The following is a 15,123-nucleotide window of genomic DNA, read 5'->3' as shown; positions in this document are numbered from 1 at the left end:
GGCGTCCGACGCTTATCTGAGCCGCACCCTTCAGGCCGTGTAGAGGCCACTGTACTCAGACCGCAACTGTGCCTTCTGTACCTTGCCCATTGTATTGCGCGGCAAAGCATCGAGAAAGATCACCTTTTTCGGCAGCTTGAACGCCGCGAGCCTGTCACGCAGCGCCGCCTGGACCCCCTGCTCGTCGATGGCCGATCCCGGTTCCGCGACGACGACCGCTGTGACGGCCTCGCCGAAGTCGGCATGCGACAGGCCGATGACGGCGCTTTCAACAACGCCGTCAAGCGCATCTATCTCTGTTTCGACTTCCTTCGGATAGACGTTGTAACCACCGGAAATCACTAGGTCCTTGCCGCGCCCGACGATCTGCAGATAGCCGTCCTCGGACAGGGACCCGAGGTCGCCGGTGATGAACCAGCCGTCGGGGTGAAACTCGGCCGCGGTCTTCTCCGGCAAACGCCAATACCCCTTGAAGACATTCGGTCCTTTGACCTCGACCATGCCGATCTCGCCTTGTTGGAGGACCTCATCGCTGCCCGAGCGGGTGATGCGTACCGCCACGCCCGGCAATGCCGGACCCACGCTGCCCGGACGGCGCTCGCCGTCATACGGGTTGGAGGTGATCATGCCGGTCTCTGTCATTCCATAGCGTTCCAGGATCGCGCAACCGGTGCGTTCCGTCCAGGCAATGTGTGTCTCAGCCAGCAAGGGAGCCGAACCGCAGGTGAACAGGCGCATCCCGGCGACAAGCGACCGGTCCAGCCGGTCATCCGAAAGCATCCTCGTATAGAACGTTGGTATACCCATCATCACCGTGGCGTGCGGCAGAAGCGCGTTCGCGCCATCCAAGTCGAACCTGGACTCGAAAAGCATCTGCGCCCCTGCCATCAACATGACGTTGCAACCGACAAAGAGCCCGTGCGCATGAAATATCGGCAGCATGTGCAACATGACGTCCCGGTCCCTGACCTGCCAGAGGTCCGCCAGCGCAGACGCGTTGGAGATCAGGTTGCCATGCGTCAGCATCGCCCCCTTTGGCTTTCCGGTCGTGCCGGATGTGTAAAGGATCGAAGCCACCTCATCGTCGGCGGTGGGATAGATTTCGAAACACGGCTCCGAAATGGCGTCCGGCAAGCTGCCCGCACCATTCCGGTCGAGCGTGAGTACCTCCGCACTGATATCGTCCGTGACGGGACTTATGACCGCGACATCATCCGGGTCACAGACAACCAGTCGCGCACCTGTATCCCGAAGAAAGTATTCCACCTCCTGCGCCCGGTAGCCTGTGTTCAACGGCACGTAGATGACGCCTCGCTGCAGACACGCGATGTAGAGCGCCAAGTTGACGACAGATTTCTCCACCTTGACGACAACACGGTCGCCTGCGCACAGGCCACGCTGCACGAGAACACCTGCCAGGTCTGCCGCCCTTGCGCCAAGTGCTCCGTAGGTAATCTGGTTCTCGCTGTCTGACCTCAGGGCCAGTGCCGGCAGGTCGGCTCGGCCCGTTAGGTCGAATTTCTCGATCAGATTGCTCATCGTCTGCCTCTGTCTCCCCGCCCCATCCGCACGTTCAAACGGCGCCTTCCGCGCGCAGCCGAGCAATCTCGTTGGCATCCAGCCCCAACTCTTCAAGGATCTCGTCCGTATTTTCGCCAAGCTTCGGGGCGGGTCTTTGCGGCAGGTCCGCTTCCCCGGGCCGGGCGATCGGCACTTTCACAAATCGCCGCCCCGAACCTTCCGGCACCTCGGATATCATGCCCCGATGGCAAACCTGCGGATCCTGTATCGCTTCGGCCACCGTATTGATCGCACTGGACGGTACGTCGGCGGCCTCGAGGATATCAAGCCATTCGTCCCTGCCACGCGCGGTGAATGCTTCAACGAGGATCGGCTCCAGCCGCGCGTGGTTCTTGGCACGAAGCGACCCTGTCGCAAAATCCGGCTCGTCCAGCAAGCGCGTAAGCTTCAGCGCGTCGCACAACCTTTCCCATTGCTCATGAGTGTCGACGCAGACCGCCAGAGGCTTGTCCGAAGTCGGAAACGCCTGGAACGGCGCAATCAACGGGTGGCGGCTTCCCAACCGGCCCGGCGTGTCGCCTGCAATGGCAGAGCGCGCGATGGCGTTTTCCATGAGCGCCAGCTGGCTGTCCAGCATCGCGACATCAAGCGTACCACCCGTTCCTGTCCGCCCGCGGCGCGACAAGTCGGCAAGAATGCCGATCACCGCGAAAAGCGACGCTGCGATATCTCCGATGGAGGCCCCGACCCGAGATGGGCCCCGATCCGATTCACCGGTGATGCTCATCATTCCCGAAAGCGCCTGTGCGATCACGTCAAAGGCCGCGCGTTTGCTGTATGGCCCATCCTGCCCGAAACCCGAGATCGACGCATATATCAACTTCTCGTTCAATTCACGCATCGTGTCTGCACCCAGCCCAAGTCGGTCCATCGCGCCGGCACGGTTGTTTTCCACCAGCACGTCCGCTTTTGCGGCTAGGCGACGAAAGATCTTCTTGCCGTCTTCGCTTTTGAGGTTGATCGTCATGCTGCGCTTGTTGCGGTTGACCGACAGAAAGTAAATGCTCTCATCCCCGTCGAACGGCGCGATGATACGGGTAAAGTCGCCACTGCCAGGGCGCTCGATCTTGATCACATTGGCTCCGAGCGCACCCAGGATCCACGTGCAGTATGGTCCTGAAAGCATATGCGTGACATCCAGCACAGTGATACCGGCCAGCGGTGCGGCACTATCTTCGGGAACAGCTTCGTTGTGCATTTAAACCTCTGTGATGGGTCGGGCCAAAATCGAAAAGAGCGCCGCCACCTTCGCGGATGGGGGCGGCGGAACGCCGACGACTGATTTGGGTCATTCCGGGCTTCCAGTGGACGTTCAAAGGTGAGTTTCCACCCTCTCCTGAGGTCTATTCTTCATAAAAAGTGTCTTCGTAACAATCAGTTATTCGCTGCCCAATAAGTGCCTAATCTGCACAAGTGGGGTTCGTTGCGCTCGAAAAACACAGGCGTCAGACCTCTCGTAGTTTCGCCTCATGCGCGTCTCGGCAACAAACGGCAGAACCATGCTATTCCGACGAGGCCAAGACCGGTCGCGACGAAAATGTACTGAAGGTCGAAGAAGATCAGCAAAACGGCATAGGCCCCGGCAGGAAAAACCTGTGCCGCTTCGCGGAACGTGTTGTAGACCGGAATCATCCTCGCTGCGTCCCGCGCGCGCACGGCGCGCAACACGGGTGTGTTGGCCACACTGTCGATCGCACTGACCGAAACCGCCGAGGCAAACATCGCGGCTGCAAAGAGACCGAACGAATGCTGCGCCAGGAAACCTGCCACGCACGCAAAGAGCCCACAAATCGTATACGCCAGCGCCATGAACCGTCTCAGGCCAAGCTTTCTCGTCAATCCTTCCCATAGCGGTGCGCCAAGCAGTAGCCCCGAGGAAAGCGAGATCAAGATCCCGGCTTGGACCAAATCCACGCCAAGCGAGACTGCAAGCAGGGGCGTGTAGACGAAAAGCATCTGGCACCACATCGCGCGTCCGATCGCGAGGATCCAGGCCGCACGCAACCGGGCCGAGGCCAGGAAATTGCGAAGCGCGAAACCCTTGTGCGAAGGGTGCCGCATGCGCGCCAGACGTTCCGTCGTTCCGGCGGAAATCGCGACCAGAACCGGCGCCAGACAGGTGCATGCCGCCATCGATGCGAAAACAAGCGCAACCAGTCCGTGATCCTGCATGGCCGTGCCGATCACGGGCCCAAGCATGTAGGATGGCGCGGCCAGCATGACGCGGCGGGATTCATACGCCTTGTGATCTCTCCTTGGGATCAGCCCCAGAACGGCCATGTTGCTCGCGTTCTCGAAGAAAAGCACCATGAGTACGTATAGGGTCAGACCGGCAAACAGACTGACGAGACCGGGTATCAGGAAAGTCAGCCAGCAGGATATCCCCAACAGCGCGCAAGCGATCAGCGTCCCGGCCAAGCCAATGCGTGGCAACAAGCGCGGCAGTGCAATTCCAGCGGCGAGGGACAGGCAACTCGTACCCATGTAGAGAGCACTCACAAGCCCCGGATCCCCTAGCCGCCCAAGTGCTATCGTGGGGATGATCGAGATCGGCAGGCAACGCGCAAAGGTGCTGACCGCATAGGACAGTCCAAGCGTCCACATGCTGCGTGTCGCGTGGCTCGCGTCTTCCGAGCGGCTCAGCCTTTTGCCATGATACGGCATTGATCGGCGGGCAGTTCCAGCATCACCTGGTCTCCCGGCGCTGGTTGTTGTTCGGGCGGGACCATCACCCGCATCGTTGTACCAGTCGTCAGTTCGGCCAGTATATCACGAGTTTCCCCTAGGTAGGCAGACCGGATTACAGTTGCCGGCAGGCCGTTTTCAAGCCCGGCCGGAAGGCTGTTTCCATCGTGAAGGCGCGTTTTGGTCGGGCGGATGGCCAGAATCGCGCCGCCGCCTTCGCTGACGTCGTTGGTGTCCTGTCCCCTGATTACCCGGTCACCAATGCGGATCGCCGATTTTCCGGCACTTACGCCAGGAACGATATTGTTCTTGCCAATGAAGCCGGCAACGAATTCGTTTTTGGGGCGCTCGAACACTTCGGTTGGGCTGTCGAATTGCTGTAACTCGCCATCCTTCATCACCGCGATCCGATCCGCGGTGACAAGCGCCTCCGACTGATCGTGGGTCACGTAGACTGTCGTAATTCCCATTTCGTCATGCACGCGGCGGATCTCGAAGCGCATCTCGTCGCGCAGCGCGGCGTCAAGGTTCGACAGCGGTTCGTCCAGCAGCAGGATTTCCGGCTGCACGGCCAGCGCCCGCGCCAATGCGATCCGTTGCTGCTGGCCGCCCGACATTTCAGACGGGTAGCGATCTGCCAGCGGGCCCAGGCGCACCGCGTTCAATGCAGCCATGGTCCCTTCCCGCACATCATTGCGCGAAAGGCGCTTTACCTTCAGGCCGAAAGCGACGTTGTCAGCCACCGTCATGTGCGGCCATACCGCGTAGTTCTGGAATACAAGCGACGCCCCACGCTTTTCCGGCGGGATCACCGATGTCGGAGATGACAACAGGCGGTCGCCAGTCCAGATCTCGCCGCTAGTGGGCATTTCGAATCCCGCCAGCATCTGCAAGGTCGTGGATTTGCCGCAACCGGACGGACCGAGAAGTGCCAGCAACTGGCCATCCTCAAGGTCCAGCGTAAGATTTCGAAGGGCTTGAAAGTTACCGAAGCTCTTGCTGAGCTCTTTGATGCGAATTCCGCTCATGAGTTTTCTTCCATGGTCTGTATTTTTCGGGTTCGGCGACTGCCCTGACCGACAAAAAGCCGGGCCAGAAGAACGATGACCAGGGTACCGGCGAGCAACACGACGCTGGTGGCAGCCACGGCTTCGTAGTTTCCGCCGTCTTTGTAATTGTAGATCAGCGTGGTCATCACGTTGGTCTGCGGAGAGACCAGGAATATGACCACGGACAGTTCCCGCATGATCGGAATGAAGACGAGCAGCCAGCCGGAAATGAGGCCAGTTCGCATCAACGGTGCCGTGATCGACAGGAACGCCCTGATTTCACCTGCACCGACACTGCGCGCCGCCCGTTCCAGATCGGCACTGATGCCCTTGATCGTCGTCGTCGCCTGCGAATAGGCGATCGGCAGAAAGGTTGCGACAAACGCGATGATGACAAGCATCGACGTGCCGTAGAAACCAAAGGGTGGGCGCGTATAGGCCGAGAAAAACCCGACGGACAGCACGATCCCCGGGATGATGATCGGCATGGTCGCCAGCGCACCAAGTATAGCGGCACCGCTGAATAGTTTGCGCTCCGAGATGAAGGCAACGACCGTGCCCAGGATCATCCCCAGGGTGGCCGCCAAACCGGCATAAACCAGCGAGTTGATCATGGCGCGTTGCGTTTCGCCGTTTTCCCACAGCGCCCAGCGATACCAGTCGAGCGTAAAGTTATCGAGGCTAGGCCCCATGCCCCAGGCCTTGGAAAGCGATACGAGGATCAGGGCCGCGAACGGCAGGAACACCGCCGTGACCGGAACGATCATCGCAAACACAAAGCCGACCCAACGCGCGCGTGCGCCCAGCTCGATCCGGCGGGTGCGGAGCGATTTTCCCCCGATGGTCACGAACTGGCGCCGTCCAAGCAGCCGGCGGCGGACCCAGAACAGGCCGCCCGTGACGACAAGCAGAGGCATGCAGTAAGCTGCGGCAAGGAAGATTTCCGGTGGGAATAGCTGGTAGAACTCGGCAAGCTGCGTGGTTACGACCCGCGTGCCCGACGGTGTCAGCAGGAATGCCGGAACGCCGAAAAGCGTCATCCCCTGGATGAAGGACAGGATGAACCCGACCAGAAAGGCCGGACGCGCCAACGGGATGGTGATGGTCAACATGGTGCGCCACTTTCCAGCGCCCAATGTCGTGGCGGCGTCTTCCAATTCCACGGCCATCTCGTCGAACGCGCTTGCCACCAACGAAAAAGTGTAAGGCACCGTGTAGATCGAGCAGACGAATATTGTCCCCGTCATTGTGTAGATATCGAACAACGGCCAGTCGCTCGACGTCAGGTTCTGCCATCCGACATTCAGCCAGCCGGCTCTCGGTGCGGCGAGCAGGATCCAGCCAAGCGCACCGATGAACGAGGGTGTAACGAAGGCCGTCATAGTCATCGCCCTTACCAGGCCCCTGCCTGGCATGTCCGTGCGCGAGACCAGCCAGGCAAGCGGTACGCCGATCAACGTCGAGAAGAAAGCGACGGAAAAGGCAACGATCAGCGAATTTACGATGGGGACCCACAGCGAAGCACTGGAGAATATCCGCCTGTAATTGACCAGCGACAGTTTCTGCGTCGTGTCATCGTGTACGCTGTTCCACAATATCCAGCCCAGCGGATGCGCGACGAGCAGCAAAAGCGTGACGATGACGACCGAAATAACAAGCCAGCGTGGCAGATTGTGCGAGACCAGGCCGAACAGGTCGGCGCGGGAGTGGGAGCTCATGTCAGACTCTCAGATATCGGAGAAGAGTAGCGCCGCGCTGGCGGCGAAAGACAATCCCGCCCTATTCGAAAACAGAGCGGGATTGTTGCGGCTGCGATGGTCAGCCTACGATGTTTTTCCACTTGTCGATAGCTTCTTTCATCGCTTCGTCCAGCCCTTCGGACGGGTTCCGGTACCAGCTGATCTGGTCCAGGCTGAGGTCACCGGCCCAGGGGACATCGCTGCGCAGTGTCGGCCAGTTGTTGGCGACAAGCACAGCCGACGCTTCCGGCGAGTACAGGAACTGGTTGAACAGCTGACCCGCATTTGGGTGCGGCGCCTTGGCAGGGATCCCCGTGATACCAAGGTTCAATACGGCCTCGTCGGAGGGGATCGTGATATCAATGGGGTTGCCGGCGGCTTTCTGCGTCAGCGTGTAGCTGTAAGGCGCGCTGGCGCCGACTGTACGCTCGCCAGCCAGAATGTCGGTAACCGAGTCTACGCTGGATTGGCCGATTTTCGGGTTTTGCGCAGCAAAATCCCGCAGGAAATCGTCACCGAATTTCGCCAGCATCGCGACGGTCCAGTGGGCAACGTCGCCCGAATGCGCCGGGCTGCCGCAGGAAATTTCTCCGGCAAAGTCGCCGCCGACCATCTCGGCCCATGATTGCGGCCCCTTTACATCCGCGGCGCGGTTGATGCAGATTAGGCTAATGGCCCCAACATGGTACATGTCGTCCTCGTCAAGCGTGCGGAACGCCTCGGGAATGATGGCGCTCTCGGTTGGCTTGTAGGGCTGCAAGGCATCTATTGCCTTTAGTTCCCGGTAGTGCAGCGCGTTCGTGGTACCCAGAGAGTCGCACTGCACCGCATCGTTCTGGAGTTCGAGGCGCAGGCGGGTGTAAACTGTCTGTGACGCTTGGCGCAGCAGGTTCACGTTGATGCCCGGATACTTGGCGGTGAACGCGGCGATCAGTTCGTCGATGGTTTTTTGCTCGTAGGAGCCCCAGTAAAGGTTTACTTCACCTTCTTCCCGGGCCGCTTCGTAAAGGGGATCGTGCTGGGCCAGAACCGGCCGAATTCCGAGGGCGGACGCGACACCGACCGCGGCGCCGGACGACAAAAGTGAGCGACGTGTTATCTTACTCATTTTAGAACTCCTGTTGGCTTATCTGATCGTTCTTGCGGTCAAACCTTATGCTCCCGACGACACCAAACAAGCAGTTTCAAGCGGGGGGATTAGTGCGCAGAGTGCACATATTCCTCTGCACGAGAAAAGACCCAAGGCCGCTGGCCGAACCGCGAATTTCGCGGTGAACAAGACCATTGATTCCGCTGTTTCGGGCCGCGGTGACCGGTTCGTGTGCAGCAAGAGAACTTTCCTGGCAGCAGGGCTACAGAACGCCTCTGAAACACGGACCGGAACAGTCGGCGGCACCCATGTGCCTGGACGCGAGCGCCATGCCCAAAGCGGCGCCGTCCTTTCAATTTGCTGACGATGCGCACGCTGTGGCTTCTGGTAAGCCCGCGGTCATTAGCCACCTTCGCGCAAACAGGCGCAAATGTTGAAACTAAGCGATTCGTCCCATGCAGACATTCTTGATCTCAAGATAGTCATCGATCCCGTGTTTCGATCCTTCGCGACCGAGCCCTGATTGCTTGATACCGCCAAAGGGCGCGACCTCGGTCGAAATCAACCCGGTGTTGACACCGACCATACCGCATTCCAGCGCTTCGGCCACGCGCCACACACGCGACAGATCACTGGCAAAGAAATAAGAGGCAAGGCCGAAATCACTGTCGTTCGCCATCCCAATGACGTCAGCTTCGGTCTCGAACCGCACGAGCGCGGCCAGCGGACCGAATGTCTCCTCGTGGCAGACCCGCATGTCGTGCCGCACGTTACGCAAAACCGTCGGCTCGAAAAACACCCCACCGGCGTCTGACCGGGCGCCACCTACCGTAACCTGCGCGCCTTTATCAACCGCATCCACGATGTGGGCCTCGACCTTTCGAACCGCCGCTTCGCTGATCATCGGCCCGGTCGTCACCCCCGCGTCAAAACCGTTGCCCACCCGAAGGTCCCCCACCCGGCGCGTCATCGCCGCGGCAAAGCGGTCGTATAGTCCGGACTGAACATAGATGCGGTTGGCACAGACGCAGGTCTGCCCATTGTTACGAAACTTCGCAATCATCGCGCCCTCGACCGCGGCATCGAGATCCGCGTCATCAAAGACAATGAACGGCGCATTGCCTCCCAGTTCAAGCGACATCTTCTTGATCGTGCCCGCCGCCTGCTCCATCAGAATCTTGCCCACGCGGGTCGACCCGGTGAAGGTGATCTTGCGAACCCTGGGATTGATGCAAAGCTCTTTCCCTACGCCCTTTGCATCTGTCGACGGAACGACGTTCAAAACACCGGCCGGCAGCCCTGCGCGCTCGGCCAGCACGGCAATCGCCAGCGCCGAAAGCGGGGTCAGTTCGGACGGGCGCGCAACAAGTGTGCAGCCCGCGGCCAGTGCCGGGGCCAACTTGCGCGCGATCATCGCGTTTGGGAAATTCCATGGCGTTATCGAACCGACGACACCGACGGGCTGTTTCAGCACCATGATCCGCGTGTCACGCTGGTGGCCGGGAATGACCTCACCGTAGACCCGCTTGGCCTCTTCCGCGAACCATTCGATGAAAGAAGCACCGTAAAGGATCTCTCCCCGCGCCTCGGCCCGGGGTTTACCCATTTCCGCCGTCAGAATCGTCGCCAGATCGTCGGCATTCTCCAGCATCAGATCATAAAGCTTTCGCAACTGCCCGCCGCGTTCCTTGCCGGTCATGGCGGCCCAGCCCGGCCCCGCTTCGTGTGCGGCATCGACGGCCTTTGCCGTTGCATTTGCATCAAGGTCCGCGACCTGCGCAAGCAGATTGCCGGTCGCCGGATCGTAGACGTCGAATTTCCTCGCGTGGGCGATCCAGCGTCCGTTTACGAAGGCCCGCGTCTCCAGAAGGCCCGGATCCTTCAGCATCAGTGGCAAAAGACCCTTCACTTCACGCCTCCCTTGACTGCATCGATTGAAGCTTCAAGGATGTCCAACCCTTCGGCGAAAACACTGTCAGGAATGGTCAGCGGCGCGAGGAAGCGAATGACATTGCCGAACACACCGCAGGTCAACAGGACCAGCCCGCGATTCAGGGCTTCGGACCGAATCGCATTGGCCAGTTCGGGGTTTGTCTCTCGGCCATCGGCCGTGTTGAACTCCGCAGCGACCATGAAGCCCACGCCGCGAACCTCAACCATTTCCGGCACCCGGGACTGAATAGAGTTCAATCTCTGCCGAAGCCGGGACCCCAACTCGTTTGCCCGATTGCACAGGTCCTCCTCCTCGATCACGTCCAGGACGGCATGAGCAGCCGCGATGCCGAGAGGATTGCCGCCATATGTACCGCCAAGACCACCGGGCGCAGCGGCGTCCATGATTTCGGCCCGTCCGGTGATCGCCGCTAGCGGCAGACCGCCCGCCAGACCCTTGGCCATGGTCGTTATATCTGCGGCCACGTCGTAGCTCTCCATCGCAAAAAGATGCCCCGTCCTGGCAAAGCCCGTCTGCACCTCGTCGGCGACAAAGACTATTCCATGTGCGTCGCACAGATCGCGCACCCCCCGCATCAGTTCCACAGGTGCCGGGTAGAAGCCGCCTTCTCCCTGGACCGGCTCAAGTATGATCGCGGCCACGCGATCCGGGTCCAAGTCGGACTTGAACAGTTTCTCGATACCCGCCAGCGCGTCCGCGGTGGTGGTGCCATGCAGCCCGACAGGAAACGGCACGTGGTAGACGTCGGGCATCATCGCGCCGAAGCCCTGCTTATAGGGCGCAACCTTGCCGGTCAGGCTCATTCCCAAGAACGTCCGTCCATGAAAGCCGCCCCCGAAAGCGATGACCGCCGACCGCCCGGTAGCGGCCCGCGCAACCTTGATCGCGTTCTCGACCGCTTCCGCACCGGTCGTGACGAAAACCGTCTTCTTGTCGAAGTTGCCCGGCACCTTTTCATTTAGTCTTTCGGCCAGGTGAATGTAGTTTCCGTAAGGCAACACCTGGTGGCAAGTATGTGTGAACGCGTCGGACTGGCGCCGCACTGCCTCCATGACCTTGGGATGGCAATGCCCGGTGTTCACCACTGCAATTCCTGCGGCAAAATCGATATACCGGCGCCCTTCAACATCCCAGACCTCGGCCCCGGACGCGCGCTTGACATATATTTGCGTTTGCATACCGACACCCCGCGAAATGGCGGCATCTCGACGGGCGGACAGTTCGGCGTTGAGCATTGTTATTGATCCTTGGTTGGCGCACGCATTGCGGCGCGTGTTCGAAGCCGGCAAAGATTATTCTGTTGATTTCTGTACGAAAGTCCTTTTCATGAGCTCTTCAAATAATTGGAATCTAACGGTCTGAAAATTGGTGTTGGTGTATAATGAACAAAACTAACACCCCGCACGATGGCGAGGATCTGGGCGTGCGGCTGCGCGCGGTCCGGGAATGTGCCGGAAAATCTCAACGTGCTCTGGCCAGGCAGACGGGCGTGCCGAACTCGACGATTTCCCTTATCGAATCCGGCAAGATGAACCCCTCGGTCGGCGCCCTGCGACGCATCTTGGACGGCATTCCGATTAGCCTTTCCGAGTTCTTCGCATTTCAGCCGGAACCCGAGAGGACCAATTTCTATGCGGCCGAAGACCTGACCGAGATCGGTAAGGGCAAACTGTCTCTGCGGCAGGTCGGCTCAAATCTTTTTGGCCGGCAAATGATGATCCTGCACGAGACCTACGACATCAACGCGGACACCGGTCGGGTCATGTACGGCCACCAGGGCGAGGAAGGCGGCATTGTCATCTCAGGCCGGGTCGAGATAACTGTCGGTTCGGAACGCAAGGTGCTGGGTCCAGGAGATGCCTATTACTTCGACAGCCGCGCACCGCATCGGTTCAGGCAGGTAGGCCCGGACAAATGCGTTCTGATCAGCGCATGCACGCCGCCTAGTTTCTAGCAACCCAACGTTGCACTGCCCGAGTCCCGCCTGATCGAGGCGTACCGGCACGAAAGTTGCCATCAGTCCGTTGCCAAGCGCAATTAGCGCCTCTCCGGCGACGAGCCCTCCAACCTGAACATAAGGACTTGGCCACGGTCGCTTGGCTTCCGTTACGTCTCGCGTTTTAGTCATCTCGCTCCTGATTTGACTGCAAGTTGGGGCCAATTCTCCATAGGCGCGTACCATTGACGCGGCCTCCGCCATCGCCCGATCCATTGTTTAGATCAAGTACTGTTACCTCAACCGAACTCCGTAGCCTCACGTCTACCTATTTCGGGTTTGTTCGTATTAAGTTTCTCGCCAGCGCAGCAATCAGATCCGTTCTTGTGACAATGCCGATTATCCGGCCGTATTCGATGACGGGCACAGCATCCGTCCCTCCGTCGGCCATCATCGGCAGCAACGCCCCGATGGGCGTATCGGCCATCGCACGGGGACCGGCGACACTCATGATATCCCCAGCCTTTGTCGGATTTTCGCGGCTTCGGTCCAGCAGGCGTCGCAAGGCGGCTGCGTATCCGCGGTCAAGACGCAAGGCATCCTCTCTTGCCTGGCGGATCAAGTGGATCTGGAAGATGACTCCAAGGAACTTCTCGCCCTGCTCGACGACAGGAAGGGACGTGAAACGATGCTGCCGGAACAGGTCCGCGACATCGCTCAGCGGCGTTTCGGGGTGGATCGTGACAAGGTCCCGAGACATGATGTCTTGCGCCGTCACCGGAACGGAGTGATGTGCCGCGGCCTGCATCTCCGCTGCCCCGATCAGGCGCGCCAGGTCCTCGACCCCAAGGTTGAAGGACTGGCTGTAGCGCTCTAGGATGTTTGTCAGTTCTTCCTCGGACAGCCCTAGCCGATCGGTCGGATTTCGGTCGCCAGTCCCGTGCTGGCTTGGGTCATCGAACTGCCGAAACGGGTAGTGCCGCCCCGTCAATCGCGCATAGATCGTCGCAAGAACCACAAGCGCCAGGGTACCCACGCCAATCGGCGCAATCGCGAACCAGAACCCCAGATGCGCGATGGCATCGGGCGACAGGGCCGCCGTCATGGCCACCGCACCCGCCGGCGGGTGGACGGCGCGACACAGCATCGTCGCGGTTACGGCCAGTCCCACGGCAAGGCCGACCCTCAGGGCGGGATCGTCGACCCATAGGCAAACGGCGACTCCGACCAGTGCTGCTATCGTATTGCCGACAATCGCGGACCAGGGTTGCGCGAGCGGACTGTTCGGGATCGCGAACAACAGAACGGACGTGGCGCCGAAGGGGGCGACAAGGTACAGCCCTAGTTGCAGGTCGACAGTCGGCGACAGCACGAGCAGTCCGGTCAGCCCCAGCCCGATCAGGGCACCAAGCCCTGCTCGAAAGGCCTCGACGCCGGAAACACGCGCAACCGCAGGGCCAAGTGATTTCAGAATGTGCAACGACACGCCTCCCGGCAAGATATGCACAAACTTTCATCACAGTGCGAAAGGTTCAATAGGCCGAAGGCACAATGACTTCTGCCCTATGACAAACCATGCCTCCGATCCTGCCCTGTCAGAGGCACTCATCGGTTTGACGAGGCTGCCTGCGCCTGAGGTCGAGCGTTCCTTCGATTTCATCCAATCCCGGAAGGAGAAAGCAGAGCGCGGCGGTTCGGACTGCTCATATCAAGAGTCTCTACGGCGACGTAATCGGTGGCGGCTTCCGGCGTTTACCCGAAATCGCATTGCCGGCAATCGCCAATAGCAGCACGCCACCGCCGATCAAAGTATTGATGCTCGCCGTCTCGCCGAGAAACAACCAGACCCAAACCGGCCCCAGCAGCACCTCAGCCAACGAGAGCAAGGCCAACTCAGCAGCGGGAAGACTACGAGACCCCAGCGTGTAGAGGATCAGTCCAGCTCCGACCTGGAACAGACCCATCCCCATGGCGACCCCGCCATCGTTCCAAGTCAGAACAAGTGACTGCCCTAGCATCAGGCATATGGACGACGTGATGATGATCGCGAAAATGCCTGACAGGAAAACAGCCGGAAGCATTTCCCCTGTCCGCCCCCAACGCAGCGCGACGGTGAACACGGCAAACCCGAACGCCGATCCGAGCGCTGCAAGACTGCCCGCCAGAACCACACCGCCGGATTTATCGGCCACCATGATGCCGATACCACCAATGGCAACCGCGATGGCAATCCAGGTAGCGGGTCTGACGGGCTCTCGCAAAACGAGCCACCCCAGGACCGCAGCCATGAACGGCGCCGTCGCGAATAACAGCATCGCATTTGCGACCGACGTGTTCTGTATCGCGAATATGCCCCCCGAATACGCGGCAACCAGCGACAGTCCTGCGACAATGGCAGGCCCGCCGATACGACCGGCCTGCGCGAATGGGCTTTCACCTGACCTGACACGAATGACGACATACAGGAACAACGACATGCTGATGGAGCGATACAGCAGGATCTGCCAGACCGATGCGTCCTCGATCAGGCGGATCCCGAGACCGACCGTCGACCACAGAACGCCTGCTGCGAACACGAACAGCACGCCATATCTGTGGCTCTCTCCGTGCGAAGCGGGTTGATCAATAGACGTCATTTGGATCCAATCTGGAAAACCTGACCGGCAAGGCAGAGCGAAGCAGGTCTATGCCCCTCCTCTGGCCGCCATTGCGAACTTACCTCTGTGTCTAAGCGAGTTCCTACAGAACGGCTATAGCACTCGCGGCAATTCGAACGCATCAGCAGTTCCATTTACTGTCGGGGCATAGGCAGGTGCAGGTCTACCCTTGCCCATTAAAGTTTCAGCAATATCAACTGCCATATCTCCCGGACACAGGGAGAAAGACATGGACCATACCCAGACCCCGAAAACCGGCACGTGGCGCGCTTCAGCCGAAGAAACGAGGCGAGATTACACCTCATTTGCTTTAGCCGGGCTAAGGGTCCGGCATTACGCAGGCGTGTTTCACAGAGTCGAGCGCGCAAAGAACCCAACGTTTTTGGCGACCATCCTGCTCGACGGGTTCGAGCGGGCGCTGGAAGTCAAGTT

General features: G+C 59.8%; 13 protein-coding genes. 3 read left to right on the top strand and 10 right to left on the bottom strand.

From position 1 onward, the window contains the following. Window positions 1-30 precede the first annotated feature (30 nt). The 6 genes from C2I35_RS18035 to C2I35_RS18010 form a co-directional block, all read right to left on the bottom strand. Complete coding sequence (locus C2I35_RS18035; RefSeq protein ID WP_103764454.1) at window positions 31-1,539, bottom strand: AMP-binding protein; 1,509 nt, start codon at window positions 1,537-1,539, stop codon at window positions 31-33. A 34-nt stretch (window positions 1,540-1,573) separates the two neighbouring features. Then, window positions 1,574-2,779, bottom strand: a complete 1,206-nt coding sequence (locus C2I35_RS18030) for a CaiB/BaiF CoA transferase family protein (protein ID WP_103764453.1) — start codon at window positions 2,777-2,779, stop codon at window positions 1,574-1,576. A 269-nt stretch (window positions 2,780-3,048) separates the two neighbouring features. Continuing rightward, the gene (locus tag C2I35_RS18025; protein ID WP_146050072.1) at window positions 3,049-4,185 is read right to left on the bottom strand and encodes an MFS transporter; all 1,137 of its coding nucleotides are present in this window, start codon (window positions 4,183-4,185) and stop codon (window positions 3,049-3,051) included. A gap of 35 nt (window positions 4,186-4,220) precedes the next feature. Beyond that, window positions 4,221-5,294, bottom strand: coding sequence for an ABC transporter ATP-binding protein (locus tag C2I35_RS18020; protein ID WP_103764451.1), 1,074 nt, complete (start codon window positions 5,292-5,294; stop codon window positions 4,221-4,223). Beyond that, window positions 5,291-7,033: an ABC transporter permease gene (locus C2I35_RS18015; RefSeq protein WP_103764450.1), complete on the bottom strand. Its 1,743-nt coding sequence runs from the start codon at window positions 7,031-7,033 to the stop codon at window positions 5,291-5,293. The genes C2I35_RS18020 and C2I35_RS18015 overlap by 4 nt, the downstream gene beginning before the upstream one ends. A 100-nt stretch (window positions 7,034-7,133) precedes the next feature. After that, window positions 7,134-8,162, bottom strand: coding sequence for an ABC transporter substrate-binding protein (locus tag C2I35_RS18010; protein WP_103764449.1), 1,029 nt, complete (start codon window positions 8,160-8,162; stop codon window positions 7,134-7,136). 13 nt (window positions 8,163-8,175) lie between these two features. Between C2I35_RS18010 and C2I35_RS21960 the strand changes: the two genes are divergently transcribed. Further along, a complete protein-coding gene (locus C2I35_RS21960; RefSeq protein ID WP_146050071.1) occupies window positions 8,176-8,508 on the top strand; it encodes a hypothetical protein in 333 nt (110 codons plus the stop codon). A 75-nt stretch (window positions 8,509-8,583) separates the two neighbouring features. On the opposite strand, the gene C2I35_RS18005 is transcribed toward C2I35_RS21960, so the two are convergent. Together C2I35_RS18005 and C2I35_RS18000 are read right to left on the bottom strand one after the other, a co-directional pair. Beyond that, window positions 8,584-10,032, bottom strand: a complete 1,449-nt coding sequence (locus C2I35_RS18005; protein ID WP_103764471.1) for an NAD-dependent succinate-semialdehyde dehydrogenase — start codon at window positions 10,030-10,032, stop codon at window positions 8,584-8,586. Window positions 10,033-10,049: 17 nt separating this feature from the next. Next, window positions 10,050-11,333: a 4-aminobutyrate--2-oxoglutarate transaminase gene (locus tag C2I35_RS18000; RefSeq protein ID WP_103764448.1), complete on the bottom strand. Its 1,284-nt coding sequence runs from the start codon at window positions 11,331-11,333 to the stop codon at window positions 10,050-10,052. Between the two features lie 146 nt (window positions 11,334-11,479). Here C2I35_RS18000 and C2I35_RS17995 point away from each other — a divergent pair, with 146 nt between their 5' ends. Further along, window positions 11,480-12,052, top strand: a complete 573-nt coding sequence (locus tag C2I35_RS17995; protein WP_103764447.1) for a cupin domain-containing protein — start codon at window positions 11,480-11,482, stop codon at window positions 12,050-12,052. Between the two features lie 310 nt (window positions 12,053-12,362). On the opposite strand, the gene C2I35_RS17990 is transcribed toward C2I35_RS17995, so the two are convergent. Then, window positions 12,363-13,514, bottom strand: coding sequence for an HPP family protein (locus tag C2I35_RS17990; RefSeq protein ID WP_103764470.1), 1,152 nt, complete (start codon window positions 13,512-13,514; stop codon window positions 12,363-12,365). A 238-nt stretch (window positions 13,515-13,752) separates the two neighbouring features. After that, window positions 13,753-14,670: a DMT family transporter gene (locus C2I35_RS17985; protein ID WP_103764446.1), complete on the bottom strand. Its 918-nt coding sequence runs from the start codon at window positions 14,668-14,670 to the stop codon at window positions 13,753-13,755. Window positions 14,671-14,920: 250 nt separating this feature from the next. Here C2I35_RS17985 and C2I35_RS17980 point away from each other — a divergent pair. Further along, window positions 14,921-15,123, top strand: a 203-nt coding sequence (locus C2I35_RS17980) for a hypothetical protein (RefSeq protein WP_146050070.1), incomplete at its 3' end; no start/stop codon positions are given.

This window comes from Roseovarius confluentis (assembly GCF_002917925.1).
In the GTDB taxonomy this organism is placed as follows: Bacteria; Pseudomonadota; Alphaproteobacteria; order Rhodobacterales; family Rhodobacteraceae; genus Roseovarius; species Roseovarius confluentis.
This window is presented reverse-complemented; position numbering and strand designations above follow the sequence as displayed.